General features: G+C 71.8%; 16 protein-coding genes. 7 read left to right on the plus strand and 9 right to left on the minus strand.

Annotated elements, in window-relative coordinates; translation table 11 throughout:
• Positions 1-21: 21 nt before the first annotated feature.
• The gene (locus CP983_RS04970) at positions 22-1,359 is read right to left on the minus strand and encodes a wax ester/triacylglycerol synthase family O-acyltransferase (protein ID WP_125524674.1); all 1,338 of its coding nucleotides are present in this window, start codon (positions 1,357-1,359) and stop codon (positions 22-24) included.
• Between the two features lie 533 nt (positions 1,360-1,892).
• On the opposite strand from CP983_RS04970, the gene CP983_RS04975 reads away from it, so the two are divergent.
• The gene (locus CP983_RS04975; protein ID WP_150498661.1) at positions 1,893-2,558 is read left to right on the plus strand and encodes a hypothetical protein; all 666 of its coding nucleotides are present in this window, start codon (positions 1,893-1,895) and stop codon (positions 2,556-2,558) included.
• A gap of 47 nt (positions 2,559-2,605) precedes the next feature.
• Here the strand turns inward: CP983_RS04975 and glgC are convergent, their stop codons facing one another.
• The 3 genes from glgC to CP983_RS04990 are packed head-to-tail and all read right to left on the minus strand — an operon-like array spanning position 2,606 to position 5,808.
• Positions 2,606-3,826, minus strand: coding sequence for a glucose-1-phosphate adenylyltransferase (gene glgC, locus CP983_RS04980; protein WP_150498662.1), 1,221 nt, complete (start codon positions 3,824-3,826; stop codon positions 2,606-2,608).
• A gap of 51 nt (positions 3,827-3,877) precedes the next feature.
• Complete coding sequence (gene glgA / locus CP983_RS04985; RefSeq protein ID WP_150498663.1) at positions 3,878-5,029, minus strand: glycogen synthase; 1,152 nt, start codon at positions 5,027-5,029, stop codon at positions 3,878-3,880.
• A gap of 41 nt (positions 5,030-5,070) precedes the next feature.
• The gene (locus CP983_RS04990) at positions 5,071-5,808 is read right to left on the minus strand and encodes a (2Fe-2S)-binding protein (protein ID WP_150498664.1); all 738 of its coding nucleotides are present in this window, start codon (positions 5,806-5,808) and stop codon (positions 5,071-5,073) included.
• 228 nt (positions 5,809-6,036) lie between these two features.
• Here CP983_RS04990 and CP983_RS04995 point away from each other — a divergent pair, with 228 nt between their 5' ends.
• On the plus strand, positions 6,037-7,182 hold the full coding sequence (locus tag CP983_RS04995; RefSeq protein ID WP_189748449.1) for a DMT family transporter: 1,146 nt from the start codon (positions 6,037-6,039) through the stop codon (positions 7,180-7,182).
• Here CP983_RS04995 and CP983_RS05000 read toward each other — a convergent pair.
• On the minus strand, positions 7,172-8,323 hold the full coding sequence (locus CP983_RS05000; RefSeq protein WP_150498665.1) for a transglycosylase family protein: 1,152 nt from the start codon (positions 8,321-8,323) through the stop codon (positions 7,172-7,174). The two genes, CP983_RS04995 and CP983_RS05000, sit on opposite strands and share 11 nt — an antisense overlap.
• 292 nt (positions 8,324-8,615) lie before the next feature.
• Between CP983_RS05000 and gndA the strand changes: the two genes are divergently transcribed.
• From gndA to CP983_RS05015, 3 genes are all read left to right on the plus strand, one after another.
• Positions 8,616-10,055 carry an NADP-dependent phosphogluconate dehydrogenase gene (gene gndA / locus CP983_RS05005; protein ID WP_150498666.1) on the plus strand — a complete coding sequence of 480 codons (1,440 nt, stop codon included), beginning with the start codon at positions 8,616-8,618 and terminating at the stop codon, positions 10,053-10,055.
• 637 nt (positions 10,056-10,692) lie between these two features.
• Positions 10,693-11,952: an alpha/beta fold hydrolase gene (locus tag CP983_RS05010; protein ID WP_229914712.1), complete on the plus strand. Its 1,260-nt coding sequence runs from the start codon at positions 10,693-10,695 to the stop codon at positions 11,950-11,952.
• On the plus strand, positions 11,949-13,538 hold the full coding sequence (locus CP983_RS05015; RefSeq protein WP_229914643.1) for an alpha/beta fold hydrolase: 1,590 nt from the start codon (positions 11,949-11,951) through the stop codon (positions 13,536-13,538). The genes CP983_RS05010 and CP983_RS05015 overlap by 4 nt, the downstream gene beginning before the upstream one ends.
• A 669-nt stretch (positions 13,539-14,207) precedes the next feature.
• Here CP983_RS05015 and CP983_RS05020 read toward each other — a convergent pair.
• Both CP983_RS05020 and panD read right to left on the minus strand, forming a co-directional pair.
• Complete coding sequence (locus CP983_RS05020) at positions 14,208-14,552, minus strand: GNAT family N-acetyltransferase (RefSeq protein WP_150498668.1); 345 nt, start codon at positions 14,550-14,552, stop codon at positions 14,208-14,210.
• A gap of 45 nt (positions 14,553-14,597) precedes the next feature.
• Positions 14,598-15,026, minus strand: coding sequence for an aspartate 1-decarboxylase (panD, locus tag CP983_RS05025; RefSeq protein ID WP_150498669.1), 429 nt, complete (start codon positions 15,024-15,026; stop codon positions 14,598-14,600).
• A 234-nt stretch (positions 15,027-15,260) separates the two neighbouring features.
• On the opposite strand from panD, the gene CP983_RS05030 reads away from it, so the two are divergent.
• Positions 15,261-15,941, plus strand: a complete 681-nt coding sequence (locus CP983_RS05030; RefSeq protein WP_150498670.1) for a DUF1345 domain-containing protein — start codon at positions 15,261-15,263, stop codon at positions 15,939-15,941.
• A 40-nt stretch (positions 15,942-15,981) separates the two neighbouring features.
• On the opposite strand, the gene CP983_RS05035 is transcribed toward CP983_RS05030, so the two are convergent.
• Complete coding sequence (locus tag CP983_RS05035) at positions 15,982-19,905, minus strand: glycoside hydrolase family 2 TIM barrel-domain containing protein (RefSeq protein WP_150498671.1); 3,924 nt, start codon at positions 19,903-19,905, stop codon at positions 15,982-15,984.
• A gap of 207 nt (positions 19,906-20,112) precedes the next feature.
• Positions 20,113-22,002 (minus strand): ABC transporter ATP-binding protein, encoded by a 1,890-nt coding sequence (locus tag CP983_RS05040; protein ID WP_150506399.1) that lies wholly within the window; start codon positions 22,000-22,002, stop codon positions 20,113-20,115.
• Between the two features lie 150 nt (positions 22,003-22,152).
• On the opposite strand from CP983_RS05040, the gene CP983_RS05045 reads away from it, so the two are divergent.
• On the plus strand, positions 22,153-23,118 hold the full coding sequence (locus CP983_RS05045; RefSeq protein ID WP_176574451.1) for a lysylphosphatidylglycerol synthase transmembrane domain-containing protein: 966 nt from the start codon (positions 22,153-22,155) through the stop codon (positions 23,116-23,118).
• Positions 23,119-23,139: the final 21 nt, after the last annotated feature.

Genomic DNA, 23,139 nt, shown 5'->3' on the forward strand with positions numbered 1-23,139 from the left:
ATCAGGCCGGAGAACGGGGGCTCAGGGAGCGCAGGCGGTGATCAGCGCGGCGATCTCCTCGGACAGGGCCCGCGCGAGCACATCGAGGTCGGGTACGGCCTCGGCGTCGGCGACGAGCCCGTAGTGGACGCGCCCGCGGTACGTCGAGATCGCCACCGCCAGGGACTGGCCGCGGGCCAGCGGGGCGAAGGGGTAGACCTCGGTGACGGCGTGGCCGCCGAGCTTCAGGGCGATGCCGGGCAGCGGCACGCTGGTGACGAGGATGTCGAACCAGAGCCGGGCGGCACCGCCGACCAGCGGTCCGCCGAGCCGGTGGCCGAGCGCCGGGACGTGGTCGGCGAGCAGCGCGACGGCGCCCGCGCCCCGGTTGGGGCCCGCGTCCTTGTTGCGGTCCATGGCGGTGCGCACCGCGGCCAGGCGGCGCAGCGGCTCGGGGTCGTCCACCGGAAGCCGTATCAAGTAGCCGGAGAGCCGGTTGCCCTGTGGGTGCGCGGTGCGGGGGCGGCGTTTGGAGACGGGGATCAGGGCGCGCGGGGCGACGCCCTCGCTGCCGTCGCCGCGTTCGTCGAGCCAGCGGCGCAGTGCGCCGGCGACGACCGCGATGGTGACGTCGTTGACGGTGCCGCCGACGGCCTTGCGGATCAGGTGCACGTCGTCGATGTCGACGACGACCCCGGCGGTACGGCGGGTGCCGCTGGGCTCGGCGGTCAGCGCCAACGACGAGCGCACCGCCAGCGTCGACACGGCGACGGAGGCGCCGATGTCCAGTGCCCGGCCGACGTCGGACAGGGCGCCGCGCACCAGCCCCGGCAGCCTGCGCACATCGGGCAGCCGTCGGCGCGAGGGCTCCTCCGGGCGAGGTTTGCGCGCGGGCAGGTCCATCGGGTCGAGGACGGCGGCGGCGAGCGTCAGCGCCCGCAGTCCGTCGGCGAGGGCGTGGTGGAACTTGAACAGCACCGCGAAGGACACGCCGTCCTCGCCCGGCAGGACATGCGCCTCCCACGGCGGCCGGCCGCGCTCCAGCGGGCGCTCCATGAGCCGTCCGGCCACCGCCTGGAAGTCGGCGGTCGGGGCGTGCAGCCGGACGTGGTCGAGCGGGTCGAAGTCCGGCGCGGGCTCGCGGGCGGCGCCGCCGAAGGAGAACGGCTGGAGGAGGCCGCGCGGCTGCCAGGCGTCCCGGATGCGCATCCGCAGCCCCGGCACGGCGGCGGCTCGCGCGGCGAGCAGGTCGGCCGCGTGCGCCCCGGCGGTGGGCGAGTGTGCCTCGAAGACCCCGAGCGCAGCCAGGTGCATGGGGTTCTCGGCGGACTCGATGTTCCAGAACGCCAGGTCGAGGGGTGCGAGCAGGTCAGAAGTCAATGGCTTGCCTCGCGTCGACGAAGGGGTGGACCAGCAGTCAATCGCCCTCTGGCGATTACAGTCAAGTACGATCAAGCTACGCTCAGTTAACGACAGATTAAGTCCCGCCTCTCGTGAAAGGGGCGGGACTCATGGTGCATATGAGGTCACTCCACCACGGGTAGCGGCACCGGGCATCCCGAGCGCGTCACCCGGGAGGCGTCATGGACCGGCGCCCCGGACGCGGCGAGAAGCCCGTTCGGCCCATCGAGCTCGAGCCGCCATCACCCTCTCGGCGGCGATCGAACACGCGACCGGAGTGCGCCTCCGCGGCCAGGGCAAGTCCGGATCCGAACCCCGGCCGGTCAACTCACCTCCGCCGAAGGTTGGTTGACAGCTCATCAGTTGGGGAATCAAGTACAACTTTACGATTTCTTGGTGTAGGTCGGCCGCCGATTGCGTGAGCCTCGTGGGCACCACGCGGTGACTCCGGCCCCAGCGGTACCAACGGATCCGTCACCGTCCCCCCACGTATGGCGAGAGGCAGCACAACCATGACGAGGAACCGCGCACTGCGGTACGGCGGCCGCACCCTGGCGCTGGCGACGACGGCGATCGGGATGATCGCCGCGGCCGTGCCCGCCGCGGCCGAGGAGCAGCCCACCACGGAGCAGATCATGGCCGACTGCGCTTCCGGCGAGGGCAAGTGCAGCTTCAACGCGCCGGAGATCGGCCAGGCCTACCTCGGCGAACCCCGTCAGGTCTCGGAGCTGCTCTACAACTGCACCGCCTCGCCCGCCTCCCAGTCGATGGCGTGGGCCGACACCGTGGGCTCCTCCCACTCGGTCGGAGGCTCGGTCACCGTCGGCGGTGGCATCGAAGGGATCATCACCGCCAGCGTGACCGCGACCTACAGCTACACCTGGCAGAGTTCCCGAACGGAGACGAGCACCTTCACCGTGAGCGTCCAGCCGGGTGAGGTGGGCTGGATCTCCCGCTCCCAGGTGATGCAGCAGATATCCGGCACGTGGCAGACGCACTACGACGACCCCAAGTGGGGCCACTACTACTGGTTCGTGCCGGACGTGGTCACCAGCCCCGCCCCGAACGGTACGGACGGCAAGCACAACGCGGTCGTGGTGAAGTCCCGCAAGATGACGGCGGACGAGAAGAAGCTCTGCTCCAGCGGCGCGACCCGGGGCGAGGTCTTCACCCGCTGAGCCCGTCGAAGAGGTGGCCCGCCGTACGGTGGGCCACCCGCGGACCACTAGGGCACCCGCTGCCCCTTCCCCAGCGCGATCACGCCTCCCTTGGAAACGGTGTACAGCTCGGCATCACGCTCCGGATTGACGCCGATCGTCGCGCCCGGGGGGACGTCGACGTTCTTGTCGAGCACCGCGCCGCGCACCACCGCGCCCCGCCCGATGTGCACGTTGTCGTGCAGCACCGACCCCTGCACCACCGCCCCGGGGTCGACCACCACTCCCGGCGACAGCACGGACCGCGTGACCTGCCCGCGGATCAGGCAGCCGGCGCTGATGATCGACTCGCTGGCCATGCCGCCCGCGTTGAAGCGGGCCGGGGACAGCTGGCCCGAGTGGGTGTAGATGGGCCAGCTGCGGTTGAAGAGGTTGAAGGCGGGGCGCTCGGCGATCAGGTCCATGTGGGCGTCGTAGTACGCGTCCAGGGTGCCGACGTCCCGCCAGTAACCGCGGTCGCGGTTGGTCTCGCCGGGGACGTGGTTGGCACTGAAGTCGTACAGCTGGGCCTCGCCCCGGTCGGTGAGCTGGGGCAGGATCGAACCGCCCATGTCGTGCACGGAGTCCTCGTCCTCGGCGTCCCGCTGGAGCGCCTCGACGAGGGTCTTGGTGGTGAAGATGTAGTTGCCCATCGAGGCGTAGACGCACTCCGGGTCGTCCGCGAGTCCGGGCGGGTCGGCGGGCTTCTCCAGGAAGCGGTCCACGGTCTGCCCGTCCGAGTCGGGGCTGATCACGCCGAACGACGGCGACTGCGCGCGCGGCACGCGTATGCCGGCCACCGTGACGCCCGCGCCGCCCTCGATGTGCTGGGCGAGCATCTGGCGCGGGTCCATGCGGTACACGTGGTCGGCGCCGAACACCGCGACGTACTCGGGGCGTTCGTCGTGGACGAGGTTCAGGGACTGGAGGATGGCGTCCGCGCTGCCGAGGTACCAGCGCGGGCCGAGCCGCTGCTGGGCGGGGACCGGGGTGACGTAGTTCCCGAGCAGGCTGGACATCCGCCAGGTGGTGGTGATGTGCCGGTCCAGGGAGTGCGACTTGTACTGCGTGAGGACGCAGATGCGCAGGATGTCGGCGTTGACGAGGTTGGAGAGTACGAAGTCGACGAGGCGGTACGTACCGCCGAAGGTGACCGCTGGTTTCGCGCGGTCCGCGGTCAGGGGCATCAGGCGTTTGCCTTCTCCGCCCGCGAGTACGATTCCGAGCACCGAAGGTCCGCCACGACGCATGGCCGCTCCCCTCACCGTGGTTGATGCCAGCCTGCCCCTGAGTAGCGCGCACTAAGCCTGTTTGAGGATCTCCCGGTACAGCCCTGCCGTCCGCCGCGCCACCGCGTCCCAGCCGAACTCCCCCACCGCGCGCTCCCGTCCGGCCTCCCCCATCCGCCGGGCCGCCTCCGGGTCGCCGATGACGGAGTCGAGGGCGTGCGCGAGACCGGCCTCGAAGTCGTCGTCCAGCGGGACCAGCAGGCCGGTCTTGCCGTCGTCGACGACCTCGGGGATACCGCCGACCTGCGAGGCCACCACGGGGGTTCCGCAGGCCATCGCCTCCAGGTTGACGATGCCGAGCGGCTCGTACACCGAGGGACAGACGAACACGGCCGCATGCGTGAGGAGTTGGATCACTTCCGGGCGGGGCAGCATCTGCGGGATCCAGTGCACGCCCTCACGGACCCGGCTCAGCTCCTGGTAGAGATCGCGGAACTCCTGGTCGATCTCCGGGGTGTCGGGCGCGCCGGCGCACAGCACGACCTGCGCGGCCGGGTCGATGTGCCGTATCGCGCGCAGCAGGTGCGGCACGCCCTTCTGGCGGGTGATGCGGCCGACGAACAGCACGTACGGGCGGTCGGCGTCGAGGCCGAAGCGGGTGAGGACGTCCGTGCGGTGGTCGGGCCGGTACAGGGTGGTGTCGATGCCGTTGTGCACGACGTGGACCCGCCCGGGGTCGAGCGCGGGATAGCAGCCGAGGATGTCCTCGCGCATGGCACCGGAGACGGCGATCACCGCGTCGGCGGCCTCGATCGCGGTGCGCTCGGCCCAGCCGGACAGGGCGTATCCGCCGCCGAGTTGCTCTGCCTTCCAGGGGCGCAGCGGCTCCAGGGAGTGGGCGGTCATCACATGCGGGATGCCGTACAGCAGCTTGGCGAGGTGGCCGCCGAGGTTGGCGTACCAGGTGTGGGAGTGCACGAGTTCGCGGCCTTCGAGGCCGGCGGCCATGGCGAGGTCGACCGAGAAGGTGCGCAGCGCGTCGTTGCCGGTGTCGAGGGCGGACCAGGGGCGGTGGCGCAGCACCCCGACCGCGCGGCCCTCGCCCCAGCAGTGCACCTCCAGGTCGACGAGATCCCGCAACTCCCGGGCGAGGAACTCGACATGGACACCCGCGCCGCCGTACACGTCCGGCGGGTACTCCCGGGTCAGCAGTCCCACTCGCACCCGGAACCCCCTGTTCTCAGCGGCTGGTTGCCCTTTCATGGTCACCCAGACGGGGCGTGTGGGGAAGAGCGCGGGGCTCGTGTGAAGCAACAGTCACCGCATACGCCGCCGCCGGGCACCCGGTAGTAGAGGCAGCAGCTGCGGCGCCGGAACCCCGCCGCGGTCAGGGTGCCGGTGCCGGCGAGCAGGGGGTGGGCGAGGAGTTCGGCGGTCAGGGCACGGGTGCGCGCGGCGACGTCGGTGCGGCCGTGGGCGCGGGCCCACTGGTCGAGCTGCCGGGCGGCGCCCGCGAGCGCGGACCCCGCGTTGCCCCGCAGCAGTCCGTCGGCGACGCGGTACCGGGAGCGCAGGGCGGCGTTCAGCGGTTCGAGGTGGCCGTGCAGGACGGCGTCGGCGACGGTCGCCGGGTTCGCGGGGCGCGGTCGCACCTCGGTGAGCCAGAGGTCGTCGGGGGCGCTGCCGTCGGGGTCCCAGCGCAGCAGTCGCGGGTCGAGGTCGGGGACGGTGTCGTACAGGGCGGCGCAGCCGAGCGCGATCGACCACAGCCGGGCGGCGAGGCCCTGCTGGGCGATGGAGGCGGCGACGCGCGGCTCGGGGGCGCGCAGGACCTGCCCGACTTTCCGGACCCGGAAATCAAGAGGATCCTGGTTGTCCGGGAGGGCCGGCCGCGCGTAGGCCTGCGCCAGCGTCGCGGGTGGCCGAAGAGGATCCCCGGTCGCGCGTAGGACGAAGAAGCCGCCGAGCGGCCGGAGCGCTGCGAGATCGGGGTCGAGATCCACGAAGAGCAGTAGTACCAGGGGGTGTCGGGGTCTTCACCTGGGGGTCTCCGCCCGGGGTCACCCCCCTGAGGGATGAGTCCGGCGCTCCAGTACTCCATCGGCAGTACGACACAGTGCGTGCTCTGGTACGACGACGGGAAGAGCTTTTCGAGGCATCGTGTTGATTATGAAAGCCGACCGTTCGCCGCGCCGGGGTTCGCGCCCCCGCTTCACGCAGAGGAGCAGCTCATGAGCGCCCTCGCGTTGTCCGTGCTGCTGTCGCTCGTCTCCGCCGTGGCCTACGCGGGCGGGGCGATCGTGCAGGAGCGTGTCGCGGTGTCCTCGCCGGGGCAGCAGTTCGCGCCGATGCGTCGGCCGGGCTGGTGGGCGGCGGTCGCGCTGAACGGCCTCGGTGGTCTGCTTCATGTGGTAGCGCTGGCTTTCGGTCCGCTGAGTCTGGTGCAGCCGTCGGGTGCCCTGACGATCGTGTTCGCGCTGCCGATGGCGGCGCTCTTCTTCGGCCGCAGGGCCGGGTCGACGGCCTGGCGCGGCGCCATCATGGCGACGGTCGGTCTCGCCGGCCTGCTGTCCCTGGTCGGCGCCTCCGAGTCGCAGTCCCTGGACACCGCGGAGCGGGTGGCCGTGGCCCTGGTGACCGGCGGCATCGTGGTGACGCTGATGGTCGCGGGCCGGGCGGCCCACCGGCACCCGGCGGTGCGCAGCATGCTGCTCGCGACGGCGTCCGGCATAGCCTTCGGCATGTCCTCGGTGTTCACGAAGATCGTCGCCGTGGACTGGAACGGCGGGGTGTCGGCGGCCGACGTGCCCGCCCTGGCCACGATCGGTGTCTTCGCCACGGCCGGACTGCTGCTGTCGCAGGCCGCCTACCGGGGTGCGGGGCTCGCGGCGCCGCTGGCCACGCTGACGGTCGTGAACCCGGTGGTGGCGGCCGCGGTCGGCATCACGATGTTCGGCGAGACCTTCCGGTACGGCACCACCGGCACGGTGCTCGCCCTGGGCTGCGGTGTGGTGGCCGCGGGCGGCCTGATCCTGCTGACGACGGAGCGCATCGCCCGCACCGAGGTCGAGCCGGTGGTCCCGGAGACGGTACCGGCGGAGGCGACGTCCACCGCGATCCCCGCCGCCGAGCTGCTGGACACGCTTCCGGAGCGGGCCGTGGCACTGCCCCGCGAGGAGCTGCACGAGGAGATCCTCGTCCCGGACGGCATCGAGGGCATCCTCATCCCGGCGCAGGTCGCGCAGGCGCCGTACGAGGAGCCGGAGCCGGCGCTTGCCGACGGTCACGACTCCCCGAACCTCTACGGCCCCTTCTACGGCGGCCCGTACGTCCCGCTGCCACTGCTGGACCGGCACCGGATGCGCGTCAAATCCTGACCCCGCCGGCCCGGAGGTACGCCACCGGGTCGACGTCGGCGCCGAAACCGGGCCCGGTCCGCACCTCGAAGTGCAGATGCGGGCCCGTGCTGTTGCCCGTGGACCCGGATCGGCCGATGCGCTGGCCCGCCCCGACCGACTGCCCGTCCCGCACGGAGATCGCCGAGAGGTGGGCGTACTGGGTGTAGCGGCCGTCGGCGTGCCGGATCACCACCTGGTAGCCGAAGGAGCCCTCCCACCCGGCGCTGACGACCTGGCCGGAACCCACGGCCTTCACGGACGTGCCGGTCGGCACGGCGAAGTCGACGCCGGTGTGGTAGCCCTTCGACCAGAGCGCTCCCGCCTTGCGGTACGGCGTGCCCGTGGCCGCGCTCACCGGGGCGACCATCGAGCGGCTGCCGGTGGCGGCCTCCTCCTTCGGCTCGGCGGAGGTCTTCTTCGGGGTGGATTTGGTGGTGGGCGCCGGCTCCGTGATGGTGGCGGCCTTGCCGCGCACGGCGAGGCGCTGCCCGGGCAGGATCAGGTCGGGGTCCGCGCCGATGGCCTTGCGGTTCGCGGCGTACAGGCCCCGCCAACCGCCCTTGACCTGCTCCGACTCGGCGATCTCCGAGAGGGTGTCGCCGCGGACCACGGTGTACATCTCGGCCTTGCCGGCCCGTGACTGGGGCGTGGTCTGCGGCTGGACGTCCTGGACGGAGGTCTTCGGGGTCTTCTTCGGCGTCTGCTTCGTGGTACCGGCCGGCTGAATGTCCGGGGCGTCCCCGCCCCGGGTCAGGCCGGCCCGCTCCGAGCAGACGGGCCAGGCTCCGGGCCCCTGCCCGTCCAGCACCTTCTCCGCCACGGCTATCTGCTGGTCCTTGGTGGCCTGATCCGCGCGCGCCGCGTACCGCGTGCCGCCGTAGGCCTCCCACGTGGACTGGGCGAACTGGAGTCCGCCGTAGAAGCCGTTGCCGGTGTTGACGTGCCACCTGCTGGTCGACTCGCACGCGGCGACCTTGTTCCAGGTGTCCAGGTCGGCCGCGTGTGCGACGCCGGTGCCGATGAGGGGGAGCGCCATGCCGGCGCCGCCCGCGGTGACGGTGAGTGAGGCGCGGTTGATCCTGTTCGGCTGGTACCGGCGGTGCCGGCCGCGTACGGCCATGAAGGAGCCCCCCATTGACGTGCGTCAGGAGGGGCAAAAGTAAGCGCTGCGAACAGGCCATGACAAGACGGAAAATCAGCCTCCCCTGCACGCCAAGTGGCGCGGAAGGGGCGCACGTTGTCCGACACCCGGGACGGCTGAGTGCGCCGGGGCGTTTCGTGCGTATGTGCCTGCGACATCACGCCACCCCGGATGTGCGCTCGGAGTACCAGCACGTCAGGATGGACGATGGGGAAATACTGGCGGGCATGACCGGCACCGCTGATATATCGAGGTCACTAGGAGCCAACGCATGAGCACTTCGGCGCAGATCGGCGTCACGGGTCTCGCGGTCATGGGCCGCAACCTGGCCCGGAACTTCGCCCGCAACGGCTACACGGTCGCTGTGCACAACCGGACGCCCGCGCGTACGCGGGCACTGGTGGAGGAGTTCGGGAACGAGGGCGAGTTCATCGCGGCCGAGACCGCCAAGGAGTTCGTGGCGGCGCTGGAGCGCCCGCGGCGCCTGGTGATCATGGTGAAGGCCGGTGAGCCGACCGACGCCGTCATCCAGGAGTTCGCGCCGCTGCTGGAGCCGGGCGACATGATCATCGACGGCGGCAACGCGCACTTCGCCGACACCCGCCGGCGCGAGCGGGACCTGCGCGAGCAGGGCATCCACTTCGTGGGCATGGGCGTCTCCGGCGGCGAGGAGGGCGCGCTGCACGGGCCGAGCATCATGCCCGGCGGCCCGAAGGAGTCGTACGACTCGCTGGGCCCGATGCTGGAGAAGATCTCCGCGAAGGCGAAGGACGGCGCGCCCTGCGTGACGCACGTCGGTCCGGACGGCGCGGGCCACTTCGTGAAGATGGTGCACAACGGCATCGAGTACGCCGACATGCAGCTCATCGGCGAGGCGTACCAGCTGCTGCGGGACGTCGCCGGGTACGGGCCCGCGCAGATCGCGGAGATCTTCCGGACCTGGAACCAGGGCCGCCTGGACTCCTACCTGATCGAGATCACCGCGGAGGTGCTGTCGCACGTCGACGAGGCGACCGGCAAGCCGTTCGTGGACGTGGTGGTCGACCAGGCCGAGCAGAAGGGCACTGGCCGGTGGACCGTGCAGATCGCGCTCGACCTGGGTGTCCCGGTGTCCGGTATCGCGGAGGCGGTCTTCGCCCGCTCCCTGTCCGGGCACGCGGCGCTGCGCGAGGCCTCGCGCGGACTGGCCGGTCCGAAGGCGACGCCGCTCGGTGAGGCCGAGGCGGCGGCCTTCGCCGACCGGGTCGAGCAGGCGCTGTATGCGTCGAAGATCGTGTCGTACACGCAGGGCTTCCACGAGATCGACGCGGCGCGCGCCGAGTACGACTGGGACATCGACCTGGGCGCCGTCTCGGCCATCTGGCGCGGCGGCTGCATCATCCGCGCGGCCTTCCTGGACCGCATCCGGGCCGCCTACGACGCCCGCGCCGACCTGCCGAGCCTGCTGTCGGACGACACGTTCGCGCAGGAGATCGCGGCCGCGCAGGACGACTGGCGTGAGGTCCTGGTCGCCGCGACCCGGCAGGGCGTGCCCACGCCGGGCTTCGCCGCGGCCCTCGCGTACTACGACGCGCTGCGCGCCGAGCGGCTGCCGGCGGCGCTCACCCAGGGGCAGCGCGACTTCTTCGGTGCGCACACCTACCGGCGCACCGACCGCGACGGCTCGTTCCACACGCTGTGGGGCGGCGACCGTTCGGAGGTCACCTCCTAGGACCTGGCCGATCGTCATGTGACCGCCCCCTGCCCGGTTCTCGACCGGGCAGGGGGCGGACCTCTGTCCGGGTGAGCCCGGACTGCTCCGACTGGCTCCCACGAGTGGTGGGCGTCCGCGCGCCCGCTCAGGCTGACGTACGCCGTGCCCGCCGAGGCCTGACCGCCGGCGGGCGGCGCCACGCGGCGTCGTCGACGTCGACGTGTCCGGGACGTCGGAGAAACGGGTTCACATGGCGGAATGGGGCAACAGGGCGGGCTGCGTGCCGCCCGTTCACGGGAGCGGCGGGTCCGTGCGAAGGCGGACGCGGTACGGGTACGGGTACGGGTACGCGCAGCGACGCGGACGGCGAGTTCGTGGCGGAGCGGGTCTGGTCGCGGCAGGGCTGGCGTTCCTGGCCGTGCTCGCCCCGACGCCCGGCGGTGCCGTGGCGGCGCCCCTCGACGGGCCCAGGCCGGTCTCTCCCGCGCGATTCGTGCCAGGTCCCTGCCCGGCCGTCCCTGAACCGATTCCGGGGCGGTGCGGGGTCCTCGAGGTCCCCGAGAACCGGGCCCGGCCCGGCGGGCGGACCATCCGGCTGACCGTCGCGATCATCCCGGCCGTGTCGGCGAGGCCCGCCGAGGACCCGGTGGTGTTCATGACCGGGGGTCCCGGCGGCGATGCCATCGGGGACATCCCCTTCCTGATCGACTCGGGCCTGAACCGGAACCGCGACCTGATCGTCATGGCCCAGCGCGGGACGCTCCACGCACAGCCGAACCTCGCCTGCCCCGAGGTCGACCGCTTCTACGCCGATTCCGTGGGGCTGCGCTACGACGCCCCGTCGACCGGGCGGCTCCTGGTCCGCGCTACGAAGGAGTGCCGGCACCGCCTCACCCGCGTCACGGCCCGCGGAGTGGAGCTGAGCGCCTACAACACCACCGAGAACGCGGCGGACTTCGCCGACCTGCGCAGGGCGCTGGGCATCGACCGGTGGAACGTCTACGGCTACTCGTACGGCACCGACCTGGCCCTGACCTACCTGCGCCGGCACCCCCGGGGCGTGCGCTCGGTCGCGATCGACTCGGTCGTGCCCCCGCAGATCGTCAGTCTGCCGTGGACCTGGGACAGCGCCGGTGAGGGGATCCGGACGATCTTCGCGGCCTGCGCGGCTCAGCCACGCTGCAAGAAGCGCTACCCGAACCTCCCGCGTGTCCTGACGGAACAGGTCCGGCGGCTGGAGGCGCGCCCCCTGACGGTGATGGCGCGGCCACCGGCGGGAGGGGCGCCCGTGAAGGTCGTCCTCGACGGGGGCGCCCTGGTCAATCTGCTGGTCGCCAACGCCGTCCCGGCCGTCGACGTCCCCGCGGCGCTCGACGAACTCGCCCGCGGCAACCCGACCCGCTTCGCGCGGGCCCGCGCCGCCGGCGCCACACCCGTCCTCGGCGAGTTCGCGCACGGCCTCACACAGTCGGTGGCGTGCAGCGAGTGGGTGCCCGGGTACACGCGGGCCGACCTGCTGCGGGCGGGGCGCCGGGCCTTCCCCGGGTTCCCGGACACGGTCCTGGCGCAGGCGCCGCAGCTTCCCTTCGAGTACGACGTCTGCCGTGCCTGGAGCGTCCCGGACCGCACCGCCGTCCAGCGTGTGACGACCGTCAGCAAGGTGCCCGCGCTCGTGCTGTCCGGCACCTTCGACGCGAAGACCGGGGCGCGCTGGGGCGCCTACGCGGCCCGCACGCTGTCCCGGTCGACCGTCGTGCGGATTCCCGGGATCGGCCACTGGGTGGTCCCCCAGTCGCCCTGCGCGCAGAACGTCCTGGCCTCCTTCCTCGCCCGTCCCACCGCGCCCGACACCCGCTGTGTGTCGGGGCTCTCGCCGAAGCCGTTCACCATCACGCCCACCCCGGAGACCGCATGATGTCCGTCCGTCAGCCCCACCACCGGCGCACCGCGCGACGGCTCCCGGCCACGTTCGCCGCAGCCACCGCCGGTCTCCTTCTCGCCGGTCTCGTCGCCGCGCCCGCCAGTGCCGAGAACGGCCCCGGATCGCCGCTCGGCACGGTCGCCCGCACGGTGGGCAACGCCCGTTTCGTGCCGGGCCCCTGCCCGCGCACCGCGGATCCGATCCCCGCCCTCGAAGGGGCCCGCTGCGGCACGCTCACCGTGCCCGAGAAGCACGACCGGCCCAAGGGGCGGAAGATCACCCTCGGCGTCGCGATCGTGGCGGCGGTGACCAGACGGGCGGCCGACCCGATCGTGTGGTTCGCCGGCGGACCGGGCGACGACGCGGTCTCCGAGGCCCAGTTGGCGATCGACGGCGGCCTGAACCGGGACCGTGACGTCATCTTCATGTCGCAGCGCGGCACGTACTCGGCCGATCCGGCACTCCTGTGCCCGAACATCGACCGGTTCAACGCCGACTCCCTCGGCCTCGTCTACGGCGCGCCCTCCACCGGACGCCTGCACGTCGGGGCGACGCGGGCCTGCCGCGAGCAGCTGAAGCGCCAAGGGGCCGCCCTCAGCGCCTACAACACCGGTGAGAGCGCCGCCGACTACGCTGCCCTGCGCCTCGCGCTCGGCATCAGGCAGTGGAACGTGTTCGGCATCTCCTACGGCACCGACCTGGCCCTCACCTACATGCGCAAGTTTCCGCAGGGCGTCCGGTCGGTCGGCATCGACGGCGTCCTCCCGCCGTCCCTCGCAGGCGCGAGCCTGACCTGGAGTGCCGCGCGTCAGGGCTTCGACGGCCTGTTCAAGGCCTGCGCCCAGCAGCGCTCCTGCAACCGGCGCTATCCGCATCTGTCGGACACCTTCGAGCGCCTCGTCCGCCGGCTCGAGGCCCGGCCCATCACCACCACCGTGACGGTCCCGAGCCGCCCGGCGCCGGTGAAGGTCGTGCTGGACGGCGGAGTCCTGGTGAACTGGCTGACCTCGGCCACCCACGTGGCGGCCGGAGTGCCCCGCTCCATCGACGAGCTGGCCCACGGCAACCCGCAGCGCATCGCCGAACAGTGGGCCGGCGGGAAACTCAGCCCCCAGGCCATCGGCAGACTCGCCCACGGCCTGGCCTACGGCGTCTTCTGCTCCGAGTGGACCCCCTTCGAGACCGAGGCCGACGTGATCCGGGCCGGACGGCGCGCCTTCCCGTCGTTCCCCCGCTCGGTCCTGGCCAACGCGCCGCAGCTCCCCTTCCTCCACGCGGACTGCCGTGCCTGGAGCGTCCCGCCGGCCCCGCACTCGATCAGGAACGTGACGCGCAGCAGCATCCCGACGCTCGTCATGTCGGCCGGGTTCGACGCCCAGACCGGGGCGAGCAACGGCGCCTACGTCGCCCGCACACTGAGCCGGTCGACCGTCGTCACGGTCCCCTACGTCGCTCATGTCGCGTTCGCCGAATCGCCGTGCGCGCGCTCGATCACCGTCTCCTTCTTCGACTCTCCGACGGCGCCGAACAAGTCGTGCCTGGCGGGGCTCCAGCCGCCCCGGTTCGAGATCGCACAGTAGGACGGTCCGGGCGGGTCGGCGCGCGGGCCGTGTGCGGCCCTGGGGCGCGGGGGTGCGCGGGGAGCTGATCGCACAACTCCCCGCGCTCCTGGGCGCGTGCGGTGGGTGGCGACTTCTCGTTGATCGGCAGGAAGACCGGGTGCCGTACCGATCGCAGCGCCATCACGCCCTGGACGCCCTGAGCTCACCCTCCGTGCATGGCGGGTTCAGGTGAGCGGCGGTCCGGGCTCGGGGCTCGGCACCGGCTCCGGTCCCGGCGGGATCGGCGACGGGGAGGGGTCCGGGGGCTGGGGCGGGGGCGGCCCCGGGGTGGGCGGGGGACCCGGAGTCGGGGGCGGACCCGGCGTGGGGGGCGGTCCGGGCGGAGGTGGTGCGGGTGGGGGCGGCTCGGGAGCCGGCGTGGGCTCCGGCGGCGGAACCGGGTGCGGCTCGGGGTGCGGCGGCTCCGGCGGCGGCGGTTCCGGGCCCGGGGTCGGTCCCGGATGGACCGGGTCCGGATACGGGGTGGTCATGGCGTCCTCCAGCAGTCCTCGACATCGGCTCTGGACTTCTCCCCCGCGTACCCGAGGGCCGCGCCACCAGTCACTCACCCGCGTCAACGACGGCGGCCAAGTGGGCCCGTCAGGACCAGTGCCGTCCTTGCCGGGCCCGCCCCGGAACCGCTCCGCGTCAGAACCGCTCGGGGTGCGCCCGCAGCCAGTCCTTGGCCGCCTCCAGCAGCGCCGGGTCGGCGGCCGGGGCCTCATCGGGGTGGCGTTCGGCCCACTTCACGACGTACGGGCACAGCGGCGCCACGACGATTCCCTCGCGCTTGGCCATGCCGTACAGCTCACGCGCCAGGGAACCCGCGATGCCCTTCCCCTCGTGGGCCGGTTCCACGATGGTGTGGACGGGGACGAGGGCGCGTGCCGGGGACTCGAGGACGAAGTACTCGATGTGGCCGGTGACTTCGTCGCCCTGGAGGGCCTCCAGGCGGCCCGCCGCACGGTCGTCGCGGATCTCGATGTCGCTCATGGCACGCTCCCTGGTCCGTCTTCCGTCTGCTGCCGAGTGGGGTGGTCAGGCCACCGGCACCGGCACGGCCTGCGGGCTGCGCTCCTGGTCGGAGCCCGGCACCGGCTCGGACGGGTCGGTACCCAGGGACACGATCCGGTTGGCGCCGTCCACGTGCACGACCCGCGGTCGGAACTCCCGCGCCTCGGCGTCGGCCATCTGAGCGTAGCTGATGATGATCACGAGGTCGCCGGGGTGCACGAGATGGGCGGCGGCCCCGTTGATCCCGACGACTCCCGAGCCGCGCTCGCCCTCGATGACGTACGTCTCCAGGCGGGCGCCGTTGGTGATGTCGACGATGTGGACGAGCTCGCCGGGCAGCAGATCGGCGGCGTCGAGCAGATCCGCGTCGATGGTCACCGATCCCACGTAGTGCAGGTCGGCCTGGGTGACGGTGGCGCGATGGATCTTGGACTTGAACATGGTGCGCAGCACGAGGTACTCCCTGATGTTCGGCTCCCTGCCTGCTTGTGCAGGTCAAGGGCTCATGCACCCGATGGGCGGGACCAGCGTACGGAAAGGCCCTGCGGGACCGCACCGAGAGGCTCGTCACGCGGGATTCCCGGCCGCGCGCTGCGCGGGTGAAAAGCGAGGCCGGGCCACTAAGCTACGGCTTCGCCCGAACAGGGTGAGATCGGTGTGAAAGCCGCGATCCAGAGGAGTTCGTCGGTGCATTCCTGGCTCTCCGAACGCCGTCGAGCGGGAGTGAGCACCGTCGTCGCGCTCCTCGTGGCGGCGATCCTGGCCCTGGTGGCCGCCCTCCGTGACCACTTGGCGGCGTTCTCGGGCGCGGACGCCGGCGTGGTGATCCTGTTCGTCTATCTGTTCACCTATCTCTTCCTCACGGTGCCCGCCTTCTCGAAGGCCTCCGACGAGCGGATCCGCAACTGGGCCGAGCGCAGCGACCGGGGCACGGTGCTCCAGCGCTATGTGCTCGGGACCGCGCCCGGCCCCGGGGTGTCGCTGTTCATCGCGGCGGCCGCGCTCGTGGTGGCCGTGGTGTGGCGCCCCGGGCATCTCGGTTCACGGTTCCCCGTGGAGCCCCGGGTGCTGACGGCGCTCGCTCTCGTCGTCATGGCCTGGATGTGTGTGTGCGTGTCCTTCGCGGTCACCTTCCAGGCCGACAACCTGCTGGAGAACGAACGGGGCCTGGAGTTCCCCGGCGACCAGCCGGCCGCCTGGGCCGACTACGTCTACTTCGCCCTGTCGGTCATGACGACGTTCGGGACCACGGACGTGTCGGTGATCTCGCGGGAGATGCGGCGCACGGTGGCGGCCAACTCCGCGATCGCGTTCGTCTTCAACACCGTGACGGTGGCGAGTCTGGTGGGCGCCCTGGACGCCGGCTGACCGGGGTCCGGGCGCGCGCCCTGGACCCCGATCCCCTCCCTCACTCCACCCCGGTCGGCCTGCGCGAGGCCGCCATCGCCCCGGCCACGTCGGCCAGGGGCCGCAGCCGGTAGGTGTAGGAGTAGTCGCGGCTCGGGAACAGCTTGTACTGGTCGTGGGTGTGGGCGCCCCAGCTGTTGTCACCGCCCAGGCCCATCTGCTTGTGGTTCACGCGCAGGACGACCTCTTCGCGCGGGGCGAGCTGATACTCGTGGCGCACGCCGGACGACAGGTCCTCCGGGGTGAAGTGCGAGGCGTTGACCTCCAGCAGGGGCTCGCCTGAGATGAGGAGGCCGCTGCCCGAGGCGTCGGTCAGGGCGATCCAGCGGACGTCGGTCTTGTTGCCGTTCTCCTGGGGCCGGATGTACGGCGTCCACTGCTCGGAGACCGTGCCGGAGTACACGCCCACGTCGGTGCCGTCGCGGCGGTCGACGTAGTTCTCCTCGGGCCCGCGGCCGTAGTAGCGCAGCCGCTCGAACCGTCCGGGCAGGTGCAGCAGCGTGCCTACCTCCGGGATGTAGGGCAGGGACGCGGCGCCCGGGTGCAGGGTGTTGTCGACCTTGATCTCGCCGTTGCCGAACACGGTGTAGGTGGTGGTGTACGTCGACTCGACGGCCGTCGGCAGGGTGCCGGCGACCTTGATCTCGACGGCCTTGTCACCCAGGGGGCGTGTGCTGACCTCCGTCACGGCCCGGTCGGTGCCCGCGTCGCGCCAGGTCTGGTTGCGGGTGTGCTGGCCGTTGCCGCGGTCGTTCTCGGTGGGCGCCCGCCAGAAGTTCGGCACGGGGCCCGAGGTGATGAGCCGGGTGCCCCGAGCCTCGTAGGAGGTGATGGTCCCCGTGCTCTTGTCGACGGTGACGGAGAAGTCCTTGCCCTTGACGGTGACGGCCTTGTCCCCGTCGGTGTGCTGCAGCGCGGGCACGCTCGCCAGCGGCGCGGGCGTCACGGCCGGGACGGCGGCGTCGAGGGGCAGTTGCTGCTTGGCCACCTCGAAGCCGGCCTTCGCCCAGGGGGTGGAGTCCTTGGTGGTGAAGGACAGTTCGAGGAAGTACTCGGTGCCGGGCGCCGGGTCGCCCGGCAGGCCGGCCGGCACCGTGATGTCCTTGCTGCTCAGCGGCGGGACGTCCAGCTGGGCGCGGCTCAGCTTGCCGCGCCGGACCACCTTGCCGTCGGCGACCAGTTCCCAGCAGCCGTCGAACTCACGGAGGTTGGTGAACAGGTACTCGTTGGTGAGGGTGATCGCCGATCCGGGAGCCAGTACGTCACCGGAGGCGGGTGTCGCGTGCACGGCCTGGTAGATCCGCTTGATCTCGGCCGCCTTGCCGGTGTGGCGGCGGTCGGCGGTGACGATGCCGTCGGCGTTGGACGTGCCGTCGTTGGGGTTGTCGCCCCAGTCGCCGCCGTACGGGAAGAACGTCTTCTGCCGGGGCCGCTTCTCGGTGAGGCCGGCGGTGGCCGCGTCGAACCAGAACCGTACGCCGTCGTCGCCGGGGCCGCGTGAGTCGGAGCCGAGTTCGGCGGCGCTCAGCGCACGCGCGTACACGCGTGCCCGGCGGATCGTGCCGCTGAACTCCCGGGTGGGGTTGTCGACATCGGTGGCGAGCGCGAGGGGCGCGGTGTTGGCGGCGGGCCTGCGCGTGGTGGTCCGGGTCGCCTTCTCCGCGCCGTCGACATAGAGGGTCAGTGTGCCGGCGTCCGCGTCGAAGACACCGGCGATGTGGTGCTCGCTGCCGGTCCAGTCGTCCGGGAGCGCCCAGCTCGCGGTGATCCACTGGCCGCCGCCGTAAATGAAGAACTCCAGGTTCCGGTCGGACTGCTTGAGCGCGTACTGGGTGTCGCCCTTGGCGAGGATCGGCTGGTGGTAGCCGGTGTAGTGCGGGGTGATCCAGGCTTCCAGGGTGAGCGAGCCGGTGAGGTCGAGACGGGCGTCGCGCGGGAAGACGGTGGCCCCTGAGACGCCCTTGGCGCGGTCGAAGGTGCCGCTGGCGGTGAGGACCTCGCCGCGCAGTCCGCCGGGCCCGGACTCGGTGAGGATCTTGCGGGCCGGTACGGGCCAGCTCAGCGACTGGTCGACGAAGTCCCAGATCCAGCCGCCCTGAAGGACATCGTGGCGGCGGACGATGTCCCAGTACTCCTTGAAGTTGCCGTTGGAGTTACCCATCGCGTGCGCGTACTCGATCATCACGTACGGCCGGGTGTCGGCGGTGTCCTTGGCGCGCTGTTCGACGCGGGAGGGGCTGTCGTACATCTCCGAGCGGATGTCGCTGATCGCCGGCCGGTCGTCGCCCTCGTACTGGACGACGCGCGTCGTGTCGTAGGACTTGATCCAGTCGTGCATGGCGACGAAGGTGCTGCCGCCGCCCGCCTCGTTGCCGAGCGACCAGACGACTACCGAGGCGTGGTTCTTGTCGCGGTGGACCATGGCCTGGGCGCGGGCGACGCACGCCTTGGTCCAGTCGGCGTGGTTGCCGGGGTACTCGCCGCGGATGCCGTGGGTCTCCAGGTTGGTCTCGTCGACGAGGTAGAGGCCGTACGCGTCCGCGAGTTCGTACCACAGCGGGTTGTTGGGGTAGTGCGAGGTGCGGACGGAGTTCATGTTCATCCGCTTGATGATCTCGATGTCCGTGACCATGTGTTCGCGGGTGAGCGCCATGCCGCTGTCGGGGTGCATCTCGTGCCGGTTGGTGCCGCGGAACGAGACGGGCTTGCCGTTGATCCGCATCAGGCCGTCCTTGAGCGCGAACTCGCGCAGGCCGACGCGGTGCGAGAAGGTCTCGGTCACCTTGCCTGCGGGATCGCGCAGCCGCAGTACGGCGGTGTAGAGGTTCGGGTGCTCGGCGGACCACAGCCGGGGCGCGGGGACGGCCCTGCTCGCCCGGACCGTCACGTCCTCACCGGCGGGTGCGGAGGCGAGGTCGACGGGCTGCTGGAGCGGTCTGGGCCAGACGGGATGGCCGGTGGCGTCGTACAACTGCGTCTCGACGGAATAGCCGCCCTCGCCCCGCCCGTCGTAAGCGCGCACGCTCGCGGTCACGGCCAGCTCGGCGGTCGTGCAGTCCTCGCCGAGCGGGGTGTCCAGTTTGAAGTCGCGCAGATGGACGGCCGGCGTGGAGTAGAGGTGGACCGAGCGGAAGATCCCGCTCAGCCGGATCATGTCCTGGTCCTCCAGCCAGTCGCCGTCGGAGAAGCGGTACACCTCGACGGCGATCTGGTTGGTGCCGGGCTTGAGGTGGTCGGTGATGTCGTACTCGGCGGGGGTGAAGGAGTCCTCGGCGTATCCGACCAACTCCCCGTTGATCCACACGTAGTGCGCGGACTTGACGCCCTCGAAGTGCAGGAAGGTCCGCCGTCCCGCCCAGCCGCGCGGCACGGTGAAGGTGCGCCGGTACTGCCCCACCGGGTTGAAGCGGGTGGGCGCGGCCGGGGGCTGCGCCTCCTCGCCGAGGCCGTTGGGGCCCCACCAGGGGTAGGTGATGTTGACGAAGATCGGGCGGTCGTAGCCGTGCATCTGCCAGACCGAGGGCACGGGGACGGTGTCCCAGTCGCTGTCGTCGACGTCGGTGCGGTGGAAGTCGGCGTCCCGGTCGTCGGGCCGGTCGGCGTAGGCGAACTTCCAGGCGCCGTCGAGACTCAGGCGGTACGGCGAGCGGGTGCGGTCGGCGGCCAGTGCCTGGGCGACGTCGGCGTACGGCATGAGCGTGGTGTGGGGCGGCTGGGTGCCGATACGGAAGACGTCGATGTGGCCGTTCCACTCCGGGGTGCCAGCCGCCGTCGGGGTCCCGTCGGCCGCGTGCACCGTGGCGGACGACCCGGAGACGGCGAGCGCGCCGAGCAGGGCGGCTCCGCCCTCCAGCAGACGGCGGCGGCTGACCGGCATGCCCGGCGAGCGGGACGGGCCGGTGGGGGACGCGGGAGAGAGCGGCATCGACGGTGGCCTTCCTCGGGACGACAGTGCGGCGCTGCGCGGCTTGAGGGAGCGTCAGATCATGTGCGGTGCTGTTCGGAAACCCAACGCACATTAGGTTGAGAACACAGGGGAAGCAATGAGGCTGTCGATGTTTGTGTGTTCCTGATGGGTACGGCCGACGACCTTGGCCGATTCCGCCCCCTCGGTCGCCGGCCGCGCCGCCCTCTACGCCACCACCTCGACCTCCGTGATCCCGCCGGGCCGCTCCTCGAACTGGGTGCGGTACAGCTCCGCATAACGTCCCTCGGCCGCCAGCAGCTCCTCGTGCGTGCCGCGTTCGACGATCCGGCCGGCCTCGACCACCAGGATCAGGTCCGCCGCCCGCACGGTCGAAAGCCGGTGCGCGATCACGACCGCCGTCCTGCCCTCCAGGGCCTCGGCGAGCGCCTCCTGGACGGCGGCCTCCGAGGTGTTGTCGAGGTGGGCGGTGGCCTCGTCGAGGATGACGACGCGCTGGCCTGCCAGCAGCAGCCGGGCGATGGTCATGCGCTGGCGCTCACCGCCGGAGAGCCGGTAGCCGCGCTCGCCGACCACGGTGTCGAGGCCGTCGGGCAGGGACCGTACGAGTTCGTCGAGGCGCGATCGGTACAGGGCGTCCCAGAGTTCGGCTTCGGTCGCCGCGGGCCGGGCGAGCAGCAGGTTGGCGCGGACGGTGTCGTGGAAGAGGTGGCCGTCCTGGGTGACCATGCCGAGCGTGTCGCGCAGGGACTCGGCGCTCAGGTCGCGGACGTCGACCCCACCGACGCGTACGGCTCCCTCGTCCACGTCGTAGAGCCGCGGCAGGAGTTGGGCGACGGTCGACTTGCCGGCGCCGGACGAGCCGACGAGGGCGACGGTCTGCCCGGGTTCGGCGCGGAAGGAGATACCGTGCAGCACCTCGGCGCCGCCGCGCGTGTCGAGGGTGGCCACCTCCTCAAGGGAGGCGAGGGAGACCTTGTCGGCGGACGGGTAGCCGAAGCGGACGTTGTCGAACTCCACCGCCACCGGGCCCTCGGGGACCTTCCTGGCGTCCGCTTTCTCCTCGATGAGGGGCCTCAGGTCGAGCACCTCGAAGACGCGCTCGAAGCTGACGAGGGCGCTCATGACCTCGACGCGGGCACCGGCGAGTGCGGTGAGCGGCGCGTACATGCGGGTCAGCAGCAGCGCCAGCGCGACGACGTCGCCCGGCTCCAGGGTGCCGCGCAGGGCGAACCAGCCGCCGAGGCCGTAGACCAGGGCGAGGGCCAGGGCGGACACCAGCGTGAGCGCGGTGATGAACACCGACTGGGCGGTGGCCGTCCGCACGCCGATGTCCGCGACACGCCGGGCCCGGTCCGCGAACTCCTCCGACTCCTCCCGCGGGCGCCCGAAGAGCTTGACCAGCGTGGCGCCGGGGGCCGAGAAGCGCTCCGTCATACGGGTGCCCATCGCCGCGTTGAGCGCGGCCGCCTCCCGCTGCATCCCGGCCATGCGGTGTCCCATGCGCCGGGCCGGGATCACGAACACCGGGAGCAGGACGAGGGCGAGCAGGGTGATCTGCCAGGACAGGGTGAACATGACGGCGAGGGTGAGCACCAGCGTGACGAGGTTGCTGACCACGCCGGACAGGGTGTTGCTGAAGGCGCGCTGGGCGCCGATCACGTCGTTGTTGAGACGGGAGACCAGCGCCCCCGTACGAGTACGTGTGAAGAACGCGACCGGCATGCGCTGCACATGATCGAACACAGCCGTCCGCAGATCGAGGATGAGACCCTCGCCGAGGGCCGCCGACAGGCGCCGCGCGAGGATCCCGAGCGCCGCCTCGGCGACCGCGATCAGGGCGATCAGCAGGGCGAGGCGGACGACGGTGCGCTCGTCGCCCCGCGTCACGATCGCGTCGACGATGTGTCCGGCCAGGACGGGGGTCGCGACGGCGAGCAGTGCGGTCATCACCCCCAGCACGACGAAGAGCGCGATCCTGCGGCGGTGCGGGCGGGCGAAGGCGCCGATGCGGCGCAGCGTGGCGCGGGCGAACGGGCGACGCTCCCGCTCCGCGGTCATGACGCTGTGCAGCTGCGTCCAGGCTGTGGTCTCCATGCTCATGGGAGGAAACGTAGGACCTCAAGCGACGTTGAGGTCAATATCGCCGACTTCGCGGAGATCGGTGTCCGTCCGCAGCCGGTCCGTAAGACGCCGTCTCCGCTTCCGCAACCCGCCGTTGTCGCGGCACGGAAAACCTCTCCCGATGTGACCGCAGTACGACTCCACGCGGGACGCCTGCTCCGGCGCGTCCCGATCCGCCAGATACTGGTCCTGCTACCCATCGCCCTGGTCGTCCTGGTCGCGGTGCAGCACCGGACCGTGCTCGCGGAGGGCATCGGCCATCTGGCGACGGCAAAGTGGCCGTGGCTCCTCGCCGCGGCCGGCGCCACCTGCCTGACGTGGGTGGCGGCCGCGGTGACCCGGCAGGGTGCCGTGGTCGACCGGCTGCCCAAGCTGCGGCTGCTCGTCACGCAGTTCGCGGCGGGCTCGGCCAACCATCTGTTGCCCACCGGGCTGGGTGCGAGCGCGGTGAACCTGCGCTTCATGACGGTGTGCGGGCTGCCGCTCGCGCGCTCCTCGGCCGCGCTGGCGCTGTATCTGCTGGCGGAGAGCGTGGCCCGGGTCGGCCTGCTGGCCGCGCTGCTCATCGCCTTCCCGCACGCGCTCCAGCTGGGGCCGCTGCTGCCCGACGGGGCGTGGGGTCCGCTGCTGCTGGTCATCGGCGCGGTGGTGGTCGTGATCGTCGCCCTCTTCGCTCTGGTCCGGAGGCTGCGCACCGCCGTGCTGTCGTTCCTGCGCACCGCGCTGGGCGAGGCGCGCTCGGTGCACACCCGCCCCTCCCGCGCGCTGGCGCTGTGGGGCGGCTCGATCGCCTTTCCGGCGCTCCAGGCGGCCGGGCTGGTGCTGGTCGGGATGGCACTGGGCCTGGACGTGCCGCCGGCGCACATGGCCCTCGCGTATCTCGCGGCGACCGTGGCCGTCGCCCTCGTGCCGACTCCCGGCGGCCTCGGCTCCGTCGAGGCGGCACTGATCGTGGCGCTGGTGGCGGCCGGCGGCCCGGTCGCGGTGGCGACCGCGGTGGTGCTGGCGTACCGGATCATCACGGTGTGGCTGCCGCTGCTGCCCGGGGCGCTGACGCTGGGGGCGCTGGTGCGCTTCAAGGTCATCTGAGCGGCGCTTCCACTGGAAGGC

Source organism: Streptomyces chartreusis (genome assembly GCF_008704715.1).
GTDB lineage: Bacteria > Actinomycetota > Actinomycetes > Streptomycetales > Streptomycetaceae > Streptomyces > Streptomyces chartreusis.